The sequence below is a fragment of the Haloflavibacter putidus genome (genome assembly GCF_006546625.1).
GTDB lineage: Bacteria > Bacteroidota > Bacteroidia > Flavobacteriales > Flavobacteriaceae > Mesonia > Mesonia putida.
On sequence record NZ_VIAR01000012.1, the window covers coordinates 86,247 to 102,272 of the forward strand.

The 16,026-nt window shown below is 36.1% G+C and carries 17 protein-coding genes; all 17 read right to left on the reverse strand.

The genetic code is table 11. From position 1 onward, the window contains the following. Positions 1 to 4: 4 nt before the first annotated feature. Positions 5 to 1,534, reverse strand: a complete 1,530-nt coding sequence (guaA, locus tag FKR84_RS11305) for a glutamine-hydrolyzing GMP synthase (RefSeq protein WP_141422422.1) — start codon at positions 1,532 to 1,534, stop codon at positions 5 to 7. Positions 1,535 to 1,630: 96 nt separating this feature from the next. After that, a complete protein-coding gene (locus tag FKR84_RS11310) occupies positions 1,631 to 3,019 on the reverse strand; it encodes a pyridoxal phosphate-dependent decarboxylase family protein (protein WP_141422423.1) in 1,389 nt (462 codons plus the stop codon). A 13-nt stretch (positions 3,020 to 3,032) separates the two neighbouring features. Further along, on the reverse strand, positions 3,033 to 4,631 hold the full coding sequence (gene bshC, locus FKR84_RS11315; RefSeq protein ID WP_141422424.1) for a bacillithiol biosynthesis cysteine-adding enzyme BshC: 1,599 nt from the start codon (positions 4,629 to 4,631) through the stop codon (positions 3,033 to 3,035). A gap of 221 nt (positions 4,632 to 4,852) precedes the next feature. After that, a complete protein-coding gene (gene rimO / locus FKR84_RS11320) occupies positions 4,853 to 6,157 on the reverse strand; it encodes a 30S ribosomal protein S12 methylthiotransferase RimO (protein ID WP_141422425.1) in 1,305 nt (434 codons plus the stop codon). Positions 6,158 to 6,263: 106 nt separating this feature from the next. Further along, positions 6,264 to 6,572: a hypothetical protein gene (locus tag FKR84_RS11325; RefSeq protein WP_141422426.1), complete on the reverse strand. Its 309-nt coding sequence runs from the start codon at positions 6,570 to 6,572 to the stop codon at positions 6,264 to 6,266. Then, positions 6,572 to 7,531 (reverse strand): signal recognition particle-docking protein FtsY, encoded by a 960-nt coding sequence (ftsY, locus tag FKR84_RS11330; RefSeq protein ID WP_141422427.1) that lies wholly within the window; start codon positions 7,529 to 7,531, stop codon positions 6,572 to 6,574. The genes FKR84_RS11325 and ftsY overlap by 1 nt, the downstream gene beginning before the upstream one ends. 138 nt (positions 7,532 to 7,669) lie before the next feature. Beyond that, positions 7,670 to 7,822 carry a DUF4295 domain-containing protein gene (locus FKR84_RS11335; RefSeq protein WP_141422428.1) on the reverse strand — a complete coding sequence of 51 codons (153 nt, stop codon included), beginning with the start codon at positions 7,820 to 7,822 and terminating at the stop codon, positions 7,670 to 7,672. A 6-nt stretch (positions 7,823 to 7,828) separates the two neighbouring features. Next, a complete protein-coding gene (rpmG, locus tag FKR84_RS11340; protein WP_141422429.1) occupies positions 7,829 to 8,011 on the reverse strand; it encodes a 50S ribosomal protein L33 in 183 nt (60 codons plus the stop codon). 25 nt (positions 8,012 to 8,036) lie between these two features. Continuing rightward, a complete protein-coding gene (rpmB, locus tag FKR84_RS11345) occupies positions 8,037 to 8,276 on the reverse strand; it encodes a 50S ribosomal protein L28 (RefSeq protein WP_141422430.1) in 240 nt (79 codons plus the stop codon). 87 nt (positions 8,277 to 8,363) lie between these two features. Beyond that, positions 8,364 to 9,608 carry a competence/damage-inducible protein A gene (locus FKR84_RS11350; RefSeq protein ID WP_141422431.1) on the reverse strand — a complete coding sequence of 415 codons (1,245 nt, stop codon included), beginning with the start codon at positions 9,606 to 9,608 and terminating at the stop codon, positions 8,364 to 8,366. Positions 9,609 to 9,611: 3 nt separating this feature from the next. Further along, entirely contained in the window at positions 9,612 to 9,950 is a 339-nt protein-coding gene (locus tag FKR84_RS11355; protein ID WP_141422432.1) for an Hpt domain-containing protein, read from the reverse strand. Continuing rightward, positions 9,950 to 10,564: a fumarylacetoacetate hydrolase family protein gene (locus FKR84_RS11360; protein WP_141422433.1), complete on the reverse strand. Its 615-nt coding sequence runs from the start codon at positions 10,562 to 10,564 to the stop codon at positions 9,950 to 9,952. The genes FKR84_RS11355 and FKR84_RS11360 overlap by 1 nt, the downstream gene beginning before the upstream one ends. 9 nt (positions 10,565 to 10,573) lie before the next feature. Continuing rightward, entirely contained in the window at positions 10,574 to 11,350 is a 777-nt protein-coding gene (locus FKR84_RS11365; protein WP_141422442.1) for a 3'-5' exonuclease, read from the reverse strand. Positions 11,351 to 11,552: 202 nt separating this feature from the next. Further along, positions 11,553 to 12,857, reverse strand: a complete 1,305-nt coding sequence (locus tag FKR84_RS11370; RefSeq protein WP_141422434.1) for a dihydrolipoamide acetyltransferase family protein — start codon at positions 12,855 to 12,857, stop codon at positions 11,553 to 11,555. Positions 12,858 to 12,941: 84 nt separating this feature from the next. Next, complete coding sequence (locus FKR84_RS11375; protein WP_141422435.1) at positions 12,942 to 14,054, reverse strand: glycosyltransferase family 2 protein; 1,113 nt, start codon at positions 14,052 to 14,054, stop codon at positions 12,942 to 12,944. Positions 14,055 to 14,056: 2 nt separating this feature from the next. Further along, on the reverse strand, positions 14,057 to 14,674 hold the full coding sequence (gene recR, locus FKR84_RS11380) for a recombination mediator RecR (RefSeq protein ID WP_141422436.1): 618 nt from the start codon (positions 14,672 to 14,674) through the stop codon (positions 14,057 to 14,059). 141 nt (positions 14,675 to 14,815) lie between these two features. Further along, positions 14,816 to 16,026, reverse strand: a 1,211-nt coding sequence (locus FKR84_RS11385; RefSeq protein ID WP_141422437.1) for a T9SS type B sorting domain-containing protein, incomplete at its 5' end; no start/stop codon positions are given.

Below are 16,026 nucleotides of genomic sequence, written 5' to 3' on the forward strand. Positions count from 1 at the left end.
AAGTTTATTCCCACTCTATGGTAGCAGGCGGTTTTGAACTAATATCGTACACTACTCTATTAACGCCTTTTACCCTATTTATTATAGTATTAGAAGTTTTCTGTAAAAAATCATACGGCAAATCTACCCAATCTGCTGTCATCCCATCTGTAGATTCTACTGCCCGTAAGGCTACAACTTTTTCGTAAGTACGTTCGTCTCCCATTACGCCAACAGAGCTAACAGGCAGTAAAATAGCGCCGGCCTGCCAAACCTTGTCATACAACATCCAATCTTTTAAACCTTGTATAAATATGTGATCTACTTCTTGTAAAACCTTCACTTTTTCCGCAGTAATTTCTCCTAAAATCCTAATGGCCAAACCAGGTCCCGGAAATGGATGTCTACCTAAAAGTTCAGGATCTATACCCATTTCTTTTCCTACTCTTCTTACCTCGTCTTTAAACAACATCCGTAAAGGTTCTACCACTTTTAATTTCATAAAATCTGGTAAACCGCCTACATTATGATGTGATTTTATGGTAGCTGAAGGTCCGGCTACCGAAATAGATTCTATCACGTCTGGATAAATTGTTCCTTGTGCCAAGAATTTTACGTCTGTGAGTGCATGGGCTTCATCGTCAAAAACTTCAATAAAAACTTTGCCTATGGCTTTTCGTTTCTCTTCGGGATCGCTAACGCCGGCCAATTCTTTTAAAAATCTTTCAGACGCACCTACGCCTTTTACGTTGAGCCCCATATCTTTATATTGGTCTAAAACGCTATCAAATTCATTTTTGCGCAGTAAACCGTTGTTTACAAAAATGCAATATAAGTTTTTCCCTATTGCTTTATGTAGTAAAACTGCTGCTACGGTAGAGTCTACGCCGCCGCTAAGTCCTAAAACAACTTTTTCATCGCCAATTTGCTTTTTTAAATCGGCTACTGTCATATCTACAAAAGCTTCCGGTGTCCAATTTTGCTTAACCTGGCAAATTTTCACCAAAAAGTTTTCTAATAATTGTTTACCATCTGTAGAATGATATACCTCTGGATGAAATTGAAGCGCGTAGGTATCTTCGTTTTCAAAACGGTAAGCGGCATTCAAAACATCTTGGGTGCTTGCTAAACGTACACTGTTGTGCGGCAATTGTTTTATGGTATCGCTATGCGACATCCAGACTTGCGAATTTTCTGTAATTTCCTCAAATAAAACTTCCTGATCTTTAATTACCGAAAGATTGGCTCGACCAAATTCTCTTATTTTAGAAGCTTCAATTTTTCCGCCGTTATGATGCGCCAAATATTGCGCGCCGTAACAAACTGCCAAAATAGGCACTTTGCCCCTAAGCTTGGATAAGTCTGGATTTGGTGCGTTTTCTGCCCTTACGGAAAAAGGACTTCCCGATAATATTATAGCTTTAAAATTTTCCGGTTTTTCTGGAATTTTATTAAAGGGATGAATTTCGCAATAAATGTTGAGCTCTCTCACTCTACGCGCAATAAGCTGCGTATATTGTGAACCAAAATCTAATATGAGTACGTTATTTTGCATAGACAAAAGTAATAATTTGCATCAAGATTGCAGGTTTTGAAAAGATAATTTTTTACCGAAACCTCAATTCATAATCGGTTTAAAATAGACTGTTTTTTATTGCATAGTGACCAAAATCTCTTCAATATCTTTTTCGTTAGTATCGGGGTTAATAAAGCAAAAACGCGCAGCGGTTTCCGAATGACCATTTTTTGTCCATTTTGTTGGGGTAACCAAAGCAAAACCGGCTTGGTGATTGGTATATGTCCAATCTATATAATCATCTGGTTGCCAGCCTTTTCTTTTAAACAAAACGCAAGATAAACCTGGATCGCGTATTAATTCTAAGTAATCGCGGGTTTTTATTTTTTCGGCGGCAATTTGTGCCAATTCCAATCCGCGTTCTATGGCTTGTGCATATTTTTCTGTTCCGTGCATAGCTAAAGAAAACCAAAGTGGTAATCCGCGTAAGCGTCTTGTTAATTGTATTTGATAATCTGCCGGATTAAAACCTTGCGCTCCTTCGTCTTTGAAAATGTCTAAATAAGCTCCTTTTTGTGAGTGCGCATTTTTTGCCAATTCTATATTTTTATAAATAATTGCGCCGCAATCGTACGGAGAAAACAGCCATTTATGCGGATCTATGGTAATGCTATCTGCGCGTTCTATGCCGTTAAACAAATGTCTAACCGATGGTGCTGCCAGTGCGCCACCACCATAAGCTGCGTCTACGTGAAACCACAATTTTTCTTTTTCGCAAACATCTGCTACGCTTTCTAAATCGTCTATAATTCCCGCATTGGTTGTACCACCGGTGGCAACCACGGCAAACAGACGTTTTCTATCTGTAAAACTTAATTGATTAATTTTCTTTTGCAGCCATTCTCCGGTTAATCTGTCTTCGTCATCGTCGTCTACCAAAATAAGGTCTGCATCTATTACATTTGCCATAGATTTTATGGAAGAATGCGCTCCGCTAGAAGTAATAATAAGGCCTTTATAAGCTTTATTTTCATCGTTTAGTTCACGCCAATATTCTCTTGCTGTAATCATTGCCGAAAGGTTTGCCGCCGTGCCGCCACTGGTAAAAACGCCAAAAGCTTTTTCGGGCAAACCGGTAAGCGAGACCAACCATTTCATAGCTTGATTTTCACAAAAAATCCCGCCAGCACCGGTCATCCAATAGGCGCCGTGCACACTTGCAGCAGACGTTACCAAATCAAAAAGTATTGCCGCTCTGGTTGGGGCGGCCGGCACAAAGGCTAAGTGCCTCGGATGATCTACTGGAACAGTTGCTTTTGCCAATACATCTCTAAAAAGTTCAAAAGCTTTTTCGCCACCAATACCTTCTTTTGTAATGGTTTCTCCAACCATTTTCATTAGGTCTGTTTCTTTTTTAGGATGGCCAAGCTCTGGCTCTGTATTGGAAATTCTGTTAATAGCGTATTTCATTATATCGAAAGTCATTTCTACGGTTTCGATATCTAAGGCGTGCATACTTTTCATAAAAAACTAATTTTTAATAAGCCAAATTAAGAATACAAAATTTTTGCTCTAAGGGCTGTAATTCTCGAAATAATTGTGTGAGTAGAACGTCGCCGCTTTTTTCGTAAAACTGGGTAAAATTAAGTTCGCGCTCTTGTAGGTTTTGATTTGGAAATAATTGTTCTTGTAATTTGGTAACTCGCGCCAATTCTTGCTTTAATCTGCGTTTCTGCGCTTTTAGCAAACGTTTCTCTAGGTGCGCCAGGCCATTTATCTGCTTTTGTTCTTGTGCAGCAACCGCGCCGTAAAAAGATTTGTCGGTTTTTTCTGCTAGTTTGTATAAATTTTCAAACTGTTTTTTTAGATGTTCTTTTTGCGTAGAAAAATCTATATTTACTGAAGATACCTCTTTGGTTTTTTGTTCTAAGAGTTTTTCTTGCGACTGGAATAAATCAAATGCGTTTAGCGAAAGCTTTTCCAGTTTTTTTACTTGCTTTTCGGAAATTAATAAAGCCGAATTGCGCAAAAGTAAAGTAGGAAAAACAACATTGCTATTTTCAAAATAGCTTTTTAATTGTAACCAATACGCCAACTCGCCGCCCCCCCCAATATAACATAGGTTTGGCAAAATGAATTCTTGGTATAACGGACGCATTACGGCATTTGGCGAAAAACGATCGGGGTGTTGCTCGAGTTCTTCCTGCATTTCTTCTTCCGTAAAGGAAAGCTCTGTATTTTTTACAAAATATTTATCTTCTCTTTTTACTATGCGCTCGCGCAAAGCTTCTTCTACATAAAACAGATTAATCTCACGCGGATTTACCTGTTTATGGTATCCTTTTTCTTCTAAAGCTCTAGAAGTTTTATTTATTTGCTGAAAAGCATTTTGTTGCTCCAATTCCATTTTTAAATGGGGCGCAAACTCTTTTTTAAGAGCTTTATCGTCTCCGTCTATAATTATCAAACCTTGCTTGCCAAATAAAGAATTGGCTATAAACCGGGTGGCTTGAGCTAAATTATCGTGATTTAAATAAGCTTCTTTAAATAAAGTTTTTAATTTTTCGGCATTTTTGGAAGCATCTAAATTTTTCGAAAAGTTTTTAAAAACCTTATCTAAACCTTTGGTAGTAAACCTGCCAACAGCCCCTTTTTGATTGGTTTGCCACTGAATTTTATCTTCTTTAAAATTAAAAAAATTAATCTCCTCAAAATCGTGGTCTTCGCTAGCCATCCAGAAAACGGGTACAAAATTATAGTCGGGATAATTTTTTGCTAATTCTTTGGTCAGATTTATGGTAGAAACAATTTTATATAAAAAATATAACGGACCGGTAAACAAATTTAATTGGTGTCCGGTTGTAATAGTAAACGTGTTTTCTTGCTCTAAAAATTTTAGATTTTCGGCAGTTTTTAGGGAGATATTGGTATTGGCATATTGCGCTGTTAAACTATCTACTAAAACTTTTCTTGTTTGGGTAGTATAATTTTCTTTTTTGGCGGCGAGTTGTTTTTTAAAATTTTCTAGCTTGGGGTAGTTGGCATAAAAACCTTGTAACTCATGTTTTTCTTCTAAATAATCCAGAATAAGTTTCGAAAAATAATTCGTGTCTTTGTAAGAAATACAGTCGGCCATAAAATTGAAAATCTTAGATTAACAAAGATACGTTTGTCTTAGGTTTTTTCTACTAATTTTTAGTTAAAGACTTTTGACTTTACGGAAGAAAATCTGGCAAATGAATTTCGGTAAAACTGATTTAGCTTAGCCTTAAGACATTAATTTCGGCTACGACCGTAATATCAAAAATTTTTATAAAATATATTAGAGCAGAAATTCAATTTAATTCTATGAAAAAATTATGCAACCGGCTCACCATATAAATCAAAATCTGCAGCTTCGGTGATTCTAATTTGCGTAAAATCTCCTGTTTTTAAGTAGTGTTTTGTAGCGTCTATCAAGACTTCGTTATCTACATCGGGGGAGTCAAACTCGGTTCTTCCCACAAAATAGTTTCCTTCTTTTCTATCGATAACACATTTAAACGTTTTGCCTATTTTTTGCTGGTTTAATTCCCACGAAATCTGCGATTGAATTTCCATAATCTCATTGGCACGTTCTTGTTTTACGTCTTCCGGCACATCGTCCTCCAGATTATAGGCGTGCGTGTTTTCTTCGTGCGAGTAGGTAAAGCACCCCAAACGCTCAAAACGCATTTCTTTTACCCAAGCCTTTAATTCTTCAAAATGTTCTTGGGTTTCGCCGGGATAACCAACAATTAAGGTGGTGCGAATGGCCATTTCTGGCACGATTTCTCGGAATTTATAAATAAGATCTGTGGTTTTTTTATGGGTAGTACCGCGACGCATAGATTTTAACAAATCGTCTGAAATATGTTGCAACGGGATGTCGATATAATTACAAACCTTTGGTTCTTGTTTAATCACATCTAACACATCTACCGGAAATCCGGTTGGGAAAGCATAATGTAACCTTATCCACTCTATGCCTTCTACTTTTACCAGCTCTTTTAGTAAATCTGCCAAAGCACGTTTTTTGTAAATATCTAAGCCGTAATAAGTTAAATCTTGGGCAATTAAAATTAATTCTTTAACGCCTTCTTTTGCCAAACCTTTTGCTTCTTTTACTAACTGCTCAATTGGCGTAGATTTATGCCCGCCACGCATAAGTGGAATAGCGCAAAAGGAACAAGGTCTATCGCAACCTTCGGCTATTTTTAAAAAGGCATAATTTTTTGGCGTGGTGGTAATTCTTTCACCTAAAAGCTCGTGTTTATAGTCGGCACCCAAAGCTTTTAAAAGCGCAGGCAATTCTGTAGTACCAAAATATTGATCTACATTAGGAATTTCTTCCACCAAATCTGGTTTATATCTTTCAGAAAGACAACCGGTTACAAAAACTTTATCTACTATGCCTTCTTCCTTCTTTTGTACAAAATCTAAAATAGTATTTACAGATTGTTCTTTGGCATTATCTATAAAACCGCAGGTGTTTATAACTACAACGTTACCTTCCTGCTCGTGCACTACTTCTTTCTTGTTGGCTTTTAATTGCCCCATCAAGACTTCGGAATCGTATAAATTTTTACTGCAACCTAAGGTTACAACATTTATTTTATTTTTCTTTAAAGATTTTGTACGCATAAGTTTTTGAAAATGTGTGCAAAGATACTAAGGTTTTGTCGGAAAATAGGAAATTGCCGCTATTTTATCCGTAAAGGACAAAAAGAAGCTTAAGACAATAGAATATTTAAGCGAATTCTTCTTGCAGGTATTGCATTAAATCTATTTCGTAATAACGAACAAAAGAGATTACTAAAGCACCGGCAATAACGTAAAGCCAAGAATAATTTTTAGATTTTGTCATTTTAAAACCCAAGCCTGCAAACACCAAAAAAGGTATGCACAAGATTAGGTTTGGCACTAACCAAGAGCCTTTAAAAATGGCAATGATTTTCATGATTACATAGAAAACGCTATAAAAAAAGATGATTTTACAAATTACAGATTTTGTATTTTCTGCTGAAAAAGGCTTGGCGTGTGGTTGAGAATCTTGCATTAAGAAGTTTGTTTAAAGAAAGAATCTACAAATTCTATTTTATTGAACACCTGTAAATCTTCTATACCTTCGCCAACGCCTATATATTTTACGGGAATTTGAAACTGATCGCTAATACCAATTACAACGCCGCCCTTTGCTGTACCGTCTAATTTGGTTACCGCCAAAGAAGTAACCTCTGTAGCAGCAGTAAATTGTTTGGCTTGCTCAAAAGCATTTTGACCGGTAGAACCATCTAAAACCAATAAAACTTCGTCCGGCACATCGGGAACTACTTTTTGCATTACCCGTTTTATTTTGCTCAGCTCGTTCATTAAATTCACTTTGTTGTGCAATCTACCTGCGGTATCTATAATCACGACATCTGCATCCTGTTTTATGGCGCTTTGCACGGTATCATAAGCTACCGAAGCAGGATCGCTACCCATTTTTTGTTTTACCATTGGTACGTCTACCCGATCTGCCCAAATCTGAATTTGGTCTATAGCAGCCGCTCTAAAAGTATCTGCAGCGCCAAGAACAACTTTTTTACCTTGTTTTTTAAATTGGTAAGCTAACTTACCAATAGTGGTGGTTTTGCCAACCCCATTAACACCCACAACCATTATTACATATGGTTTTTTATCCGGTAAATTAAACTGTGCGGCTTCACCACTTCCAGTTTCGCTGAGTAAACCTGCAATTTCTTCTTTTAGAATTTTATCGAGTTCTCCGGTACCTAAGTATTTATCTTTTGCTACACGTTCTTCTATACGGTTTATAATTTTAATGGTGGTTGTAACACCTACATCGCTGCTTACCAGAACTTCTTCTAAATCGTCTAAGACTTCATCGTCTACTTTAGATTTTCCGGCAACGGCTTTACTTAATTTACCAAAAAAATTAGATTTAGATTTTTCTAAACCTTTATCTAATGTTTCTTTCTTTTCTTTTGAAAAAATTTTTTTAAATAAACTCATATTTTAGACGTAGTTAGTGGTGGCTAGCATTTATAGTTTAGAATTTTACAATTCCTTAAAATCAGCTACAAATATACATAAAAACAAAAAGCCGTCCCGAAAAAAATTCGAGACGGCTTTTATATAGATTTTACGTAATTATTTCTCGTTAAGAAAGTCGTTTACTTGTTCTGGTGCCATAATTTGCTCTACAAAAGTATATGCACCTGTTTTTTCAGACTTTACCATTTTTATGGCTTTTGTAAGTCTTTTAGATCCTGTTTGTAAGGTTGCTACCGATTTCTTTGCCATAACTTATTACTTTATTTCTTTATGAACCGTCATTTTATTAAGAATAGGGTTAAATTTTTTCAACTCCATTCTATCCGGTGTGTTTTTTTTGTTTTTGGTGGTAATATATCTAGAAGTACCCGGTTTGCCGGTAGCTTTGTGCTCTGTACACTCTAGTATTACTTGTACTCTATTTCCTTTCTTTGCCATTTCTTATAGGTATTTCAGGGTTTGATTACTTTTTTAAGAAACCATTCTCTCTAGCCTCCTTAATCACGGCAGAGATTCCTTTTTTATTAATATTTTTTAAAGCAGAAGTAGAGACTTTTAAAGTAATCCACTTATCTTCTTCTGGAAGGTAAAAGCGCTTTTTCACTAAATTAGCTTTAAATTTACGCTTTGTTTTATTCATGGCGTGAGAAACATTATTTCCTACCATTGCTTTTTTTCCCGTAAGTTCACAAACTCTTGACATTTTTTCTAATCTTTTCTCGTTATTTCAAAACAGGCTGCAAATTAACGATTTTTTTATTATGAAAACAAATTTTATAAACAGTTTATTTTATTTAATTAAAATATCATAAAGCAGCTCTAAACTTTTATTCACGGCTTTTTGCGTTACTTTTTCTCTGGGCTGCCCAAAATTAAAAGCATATTCTTTTGTCTCTAAAGGAGTTGCAATTGCAATATACACTGTCCCGATTTCGGCATCGCTATCTCCTTTTGTTGGTCCCGCATTACCGGTGGTGGCTATAGCAAAATCTGTATTTAAAATTGTTTTTGCACGTTCTGCCATTTTTTTGGTAATTGCAGCACTTACAACCGAGTGTTTTTTTATAAATTCTGGTGAGATGCCTAAAATCTGTGTTTTAGATTGCGTAGCATAAGTTACAAAACCACCACGAAAATAATTAGAAGAACCCGGAATGGCCGAAAATTTAGCAGCCAACCTCCCACCTGTACAACTTTCTGCCGTTGCGATACTCTGTTGTAAAGTGGTTAGCTTATTACCTATTTGCTCTTCTATACTGGCTTCTTCTTCATAACCTTTAATAATATCACCAATATAAGTATGTAAATCTTTTATTTGCTTCTCTAATTCTTGCTGTAATACTTCTTCTTCTGGGCCTCTGGCACTTAAGCGCAATCTTACCTTACCTACATTTGGCAAATAAGCAAGTTTTATAAAAGAAGGTAAATTTTTCTCCCAACTTTCTATTTTTTGGGCAATAGCGCTTTCTCCTAAACCATAGGTTAACACTGTTTTATGTAAAATAAATGGGCGGTTAAATCTATCTGTAATTTTTGGCAGCACTTCTTTTTGCAACAAAGCTTTCATCTCGTAAGGCACGCCGGGTAAGGATATAAAAACAGTATTATTTTCTTCTATCCACATTCCCGGGGCAGTACCATAAGCATTGTGTAATGCAATTGCCTTGCTTGGCAATAAAGCTTGTTGTCGGTTTAGATTGGAAATTGGGGTTTGTATGTGTTTTTCAAAAAGCTCTTCTATATGCCTTTCTATTTTAGGATGTTTTATTAACTCATCTTTAAAATAAGCAGTTAGTGTATGTTTGGTAATATCATCGTTAGTTGGTCCTAAGCCGCCAGTAATAATAACAATTTCTGATCTTTTTCGTGCTTCTTCTAAGCTACTTATAATCTGCTCGGCTTGATCGCTTATAGAAGTTATTTGTTGTACTTCTACACCTATTTTATTTAATTCTGTAGCGATAAAAGCGGAATTGGTATCTACAATCTGACCAATGAGAATCTCATCGCCGATAGTGATAATTTCTGCTTGCATACTTTATATATTGTAGTCTTCTTTGATTTCTTGGCAAACGTGCAAAACGGTGTCGGAAATTTTCTTTGCCTCCGGTAAGATTTCTTCTTTAGTACTTTTGTCTTTAGACCAATGCTCTAGTTTTTTAACTTCTTCTGAAAGATCTAGCCCAAACATTTGCAAATTGGGCTTCATCTTATGTGCGATTTGAAAAGTAAGTTGCGGATTATGATTTTCTACCGCCTGGTTCATAGCCTGAACATCTTCTGGAAGTTCTTGCACAAAAGTCCTCAACATTTCGATAAAAAATTCTTCATCGCCACTTGCCATTTGACGAAGGTTGGTCAAATCGTACTTTTTCATTACTTGATATTAATGTTAAAAATCTCTTGTTTACCTATAAACCCTTTTAGATTATCTTCCGGGGCTAGTTTTCCAACGCCGTTTGGGGTTCCGGTAAAGATAATATCTCCTATTTTTAGAGTAAAATACGTTGAAATATACGCAATTAAAGCGTCTATTTTCCATAACATATAGGAACTATTCGATGATTGTACAATTTTATCGTTTTTCTGTAAGGAAAAGCCAATATTATCAACCGTTTTGAAGTCATTTTTGTCTATCCACTTCCTACCAATTAATGCAGAACCGTCAAAGGATTTTGCTTTTTCCCAAGGTAATCCTTTCTCTTTAAGTTCCTGCTGTAAATCGCGCGCAGTAAAATCTACTCCCAAACCTATCTCGTCATAATATTTTGACGCAAATTTTTCTTGAATATGCTTCCCTACTTTTTTAATTTTTACCAAAATTTCTACTTCATAATGAACATTATTAGAAAAATCTGGAACAAAAAAGGGTTGGTTTTTGAGAATTATGGCAGTATCTGGTTTGCAAAACAAAACCGGATGCTCCGGTTTTTCATTTTTTAATTCAGTAATATGTTCTGTATAATTTCTTCCTACACAAATTATTTTCATAGAGAAGGCTTAATTTAATTTCTCTGTAAGTTTTCTAAGTTTTATGGCCGTAAGTACTTTTTTGGTATATAAAGGAAAATCTGCATTTTGTATCCAACCATAATAACCAGGCTCGGCCTCTAGCACTTTTTCTACAAGCTTACCACGATGTTTTCCAAAAGAAAAAACTTCTTGTCCCGCTTTATTATATGCGATTAAGCCTGCAAAATCTGCAAATTTCTTATGTGCGCTAAATTCTGCCAGCCATTTTGTATCGTTTTTTAAATCTGGATAACGGTCTAACTGCGACTTTAATACTTCGTAGGTTGCGTTGGTATCTGCCTCTGCGCTGTGGGCATCTAACAGATCTTTATCACAATAAAATTTATAGGCAGCCTCTAAGGTGCGTTTTTCTTTTTTATGAAAAATAGTTTGCACATCTATAGCAACGGCATTCTTTATATCAAAATCTATGTCTGCGCGCAAAAATTCTTCCGCTAAAAGCGGAATATCAAATCGGTTAGAATTATACCCGGCCAAATCGCAACCTTTAATCATTTGATAGATTTTAGGTGCTAATTCTTTAAAAGAAGGTTCCTTGGCAACATCTTCATTAGAAATACCGTGAATTTTGATTACTTCTTCAGGAATTTTCATTTCGGGATTTACACGCCAGGTAAAACTTTCTTTATTGGAATTTGGATAAACTTTTAAAATCGCAATTTCAACAATACGATCTTTAGCAATATTGGTACCCGTGGTTTCCAAATCAAAAAAACAGATAGGTTTACTAAGCTCTAATTTCATCATAATAGAATTTGCTGCAAAGGTAGCGTAACTAATTTTTTATTGAAAAGTTTATGCTATTTAAATTTTTTTTATAATTTTAAGCCTTTATTAACAGCCATTTACTTAAGTATATTTTTGGAAATGGGCTAAAGCTTAAATAACCAACCAAAAAAACGCCCGCAAAAGCGGGCGTTTTTTATTTCTTTATTTCTGCTAGTTTTTAAATGGAACGATTTTCGTCAAAAGCTTCTAAATATTGCGCAACTCGTTGTACAAATTGCCCGCCAAGCGCTCCATTTACCACACGATGGTCATAACTGTGCGACAAGAACATTTTTTGTCTTATACCAATAAAATCGCCTTCTGGAGTTTCTACCACCGCAGGAACTTTTCTAATAGCTCCTAAGGCCAAAATACCTACTTGCGGCTGATTGATAATTGGTGTACCCAAAACACTGCCAAAAGTACCAACATTAGTCACGGTATAAGTCCCACCTTGTGTGTCATCTGGTTTTAGTTTACCACCTCTGGCACGTTGTGCCAAATCGTTAACTTTTTTAGACAAACCTACCAAATTAAGTTGATCTGCATTTTTAATAACAGGAACAATTAAATTTCCGTCAGGTAAGGCAGCTGCCATTCCTAAATTAATATTTTTTCTCTTTATAATTTTATCGCCGTCTACAGAAATATTAATCATAGGAAAATCTTTAATAGCCTTTGCCACTGCTTCCATAAAGATAGGGGTAAAGGTTATTTTTTCACCTTCTCTTTCTTGGTAAGATTTTTTAACTTTATTACGCCAATTCCAGATTTTTGTTACGTCTACTTCAATAAACGACTGTACGTGAGCAGCAGTTTGAACGCTATTAACCATATGATGCGAAATCATTTTACCCATACGAGACATTTCTAACACTTCATCTTCTGCATTTACATTTACCGGCGTAGAAGGTTGTTTTGGCGCAGCAGCAGGTTTCGCTGAAGTTGCGGAAGCAGTTTTTTGTGGCTCTTTTTGCTCACTAGATCTGTTTTCCACATAAGCCAAAATATCGTTTTTGGTTACACGGCCATCTTTACCGCTACCTTCAATACTTTCTAACTCTGCTAACTCAATATTTTCTTCTTTTGCAATGTTTTTTACTAAAGGCGAATAAAATCTATTGGAGTCTGCGAAATCTATATTTTTATTGGCAGTTTCTTTGGCTTGTGTAACGCTATCTTCTACAGCGGCAACATTTGCAGATTCTTGTGCAGGAGCTTCGTTTTCTTGACTTACTTCTGCTTCGGTTTCTATAATTGCAATGGTTTGGCCTACTTGTACTACATCATCTACATCAAAAAGTTTTTCTTTTAAAACACCTTCAACCTCGCTTGGCACCTCACTATCTACTTTGTCTGTAGCTATTTCTAATACCGCTTCATCTTCTTCTATGGTGTCTCCAACCTCTTTTAGCCAGTTGGTAATGGTTGCTTCTGCAACACTTTCTCCCATTTGGGGTAATTTTAGTTCAAATTTTGCCATATCGTTAACCTAAGGGTTATATTTTAATTTTCGCTTGCGAATTTAATCAAAAAACACGTCTTTTGATAGTTATTTTTCAAAATTTTATAATTTAAAAACTTCTCCTTTTGCTGTATTGGAGTCGCTACCAATTATAAAATTAAATTTCCCGGGTTTAATTCGGAAAAAATTATTTTTGTTTTTCTGCACTCCCATAATATAAAAAATTTCTTTATAAGAAACATTTTCGGAGATAAAAATAAACAAACTGTTAGAAAATTTCTTTTTTGTAACCAGTTTTTTATTTATTAAATGTATTGGTTCTTTATATTTTTTGGAAAGCTGGTTAAGCAAATCAAAGTTGCCTCCTACTAATAACACTTGCTTGAAAGTAGTCTTGTTTTTCTTTTTTTCCGTAAGGAAATAAAAATTCTTTGCCAATGCTAATCCGGCTTTTACCATAGCTTTACGGAAAGAATGTTGCGCAAAGTGCTTTTGATAAAAAATTTGCATCGCATCGAAAAAACGCTTCTTGTAGACCGTATTTTTTGCAGTGCTTTCTCCTTTAAAATGCAAAACAATCTCAGAGCCCACATAATAATTTTGATAACCGGCTTTAATGAATTTATAACTAAGATCTATGTCTTCGCCATACATAAAATAATCTTCGTCTAAACCGTTTACCTCCCAGTATCTATCTTTACGCATCAACATAAAGGCTCCTACCAAAATAGGTACTGTACCATTTTTAGCGAAATGCATTGGGGCGTAATAATTTTTACCAACCCCTATTAATTTTTGAAAAGCAATAGAAGGTGTAGGGATAGATCTTTTGCTTTCTGGTAAAAAATTCCCCGTACCATCTATAAGTCTCGGACCAATTGCTCCAAAATCATTTTTTTTATCAGCAAAGCTTAAAAGATTAGAAAAGGTATTTTTAGAAACTATCGTATCTGGGTTTAACAAACATATAAATTTACCACGTGCTTCTTTTATACCAATATTATTACCTCTTGCAAAGCCAAGATTTTCTTTATTTTGGAGTACCTTAACGTGCGGAAAATTATCTTTTATTAGCTGACAACTTTCATCTTCAGAATTATTATCCACAACAATTATTTCGCTGGCAATAGATGTAAGCGCTTTAGTTACGCTATCTACGCATTGAAGCAAATAGTAAGGTACTTTGTAATTTAATATGATTACCGAAAGCTCCACTCTTAACTCTTTAAGGAATTTTCAAAAGGAATTCTGTTTAAAATACTTCTTCCTAAAGTGATTTCATCGGCATACTCGAGCTCGTCCCCTACTCCAATTCCGCGCGCAATAGTAGACATGGTAAGCGAGTGGTTTTTTAATTGTTTGAAAATATAAAAATTGGTAGTATCACCTTCCATTGTGCTGCTAAGCGCAAAAATAATTTCGTTTATTTTACCTTCTTTTACTTTAGCAACCAGACTTTCTATATTTAGATCGTCCGGGCCAATGCCGTCCATCGGACTTATTTTACCGTTAAGAACGTGATAATGTCCTTTGTATTGACTAGTATTTTCTATAGCCATTACATCCCGAATATCTTCTACTACACAAACCAAACTTTGTTCTCTGTTTGGGTTTGAACATATTTGACAAAGGTCTTGATCACTAATATTATGACAGTTTTTACAGAATTTAATTTCGGTTCTTAAATCTACCAAAGCTTTCGCTAGATTGGTAGTTTGGCTCTGCGGCCGATTTAATATATGTAGTACTAACCGCAGTGCGGTGCGTTTTCCTATTCCCGGTAACTGCGCCATTTCTTGCACTGCATTTTCTAATAACTTTGAAGAAAATTCCATGTTGCAAAATTACAAATTTTATCCGTCAATTTTAGAGTAAACCTCGATTTGTCTTTTGCCTATTTTCTTTCGCTATAAAAAAAGCAAACCGGTTTTGCATCTAACAAAACCGGTTTGCTTTTCGAGTATTATAAACTTCGGTTATCGTTTTAAGGTAAAGTTACCTTTAAACTCCCTTGGCACTACGCTGCCATCGTTTAAGGTTTCTACATATTCTATCCTAAACCAATAATCGGTAGAGGGCAACGGGTTGCCGTTGTAAGTGCCATCCCATCCTGGTCCTTGCGGACTGATTTGCTTAAGCAATTTACCGTAACGGTCAAAGATAAATATCTTCGCGCCTTGGTTTAATGGGCCTAAGCCAATTATGTTCCAGGTATCGTTATAACCGTCTTCGTTAGGGGTAAAGAAATCCGGGTAATCGATAAATAAAATGGTTTGTGCCCTAACGCCACAACCGCCGGTATCCCTTCCGTAAACGGTATGCTCTCCGGGATCTACATCTTCAAAAAGCAATTCCCCGGCTTCGTTATCGTAAGTTATCCAAGGACCGTTATCCAACCTAAATTCATAACTGCCACTACCTTCTACATTGTACACCCGGATGGCGTGTTCTTCATCAAAACCTAAATTCAGGCGTTCTAACGAGAAAGTTGGGGCACTACTGCCACTCAAGGTAGCACTACTGCTATTGCTACAGCCACTTGCTGCATTGGTTACCGTTACCGTATAGGTGCCGGGACCATAATTACCGGGTGCTGCCGGGTCTATCGTTATACTGCTGTCAGTTTCTCCCGCTAGCGTGCTGCCATTTAAACTCCAACTAAAGTTATATATAGCCGGGTCTAAGCCTGTGGCTATTGTTATTGGACTGTAATCTGCTCCGGTAACATCGGGATCGCCTACGCAAATTATTCCATCTTGGTCGCTTATATCTACTACCGGTTGTTCGTTTATTTCAAAGTTAATCTCTGCCGGTTGAGCAGATTCACAAAGTGTGGCTTGATCTATTACTGCGGCATATACTGTCTGCCCATTGGTTGCCGTATAATTGGCCGGGTCTTCTATCTCCCCACCAAATTGGTAATCTTCTTGAGTGGCATAGTAATATACCGTATAGTCTGCCGGATCTAAATCACCCAAAATAGCATCTGTATATACATTTAAATCGTATACCGCTGTATCGCCCCCGGGCTCATCGGAGCACAAGGTTTCTGCAAATTGCGTTTGTGCTATCTCCGGTCTTGGTTTTACCGTGATACGTACTTGACCAATATTGCCCATATTGTAACAGTTGGTCTCGTTATACACCACCCGGATATATAAAATATCATCGGTAGTGGCGGTAAAGC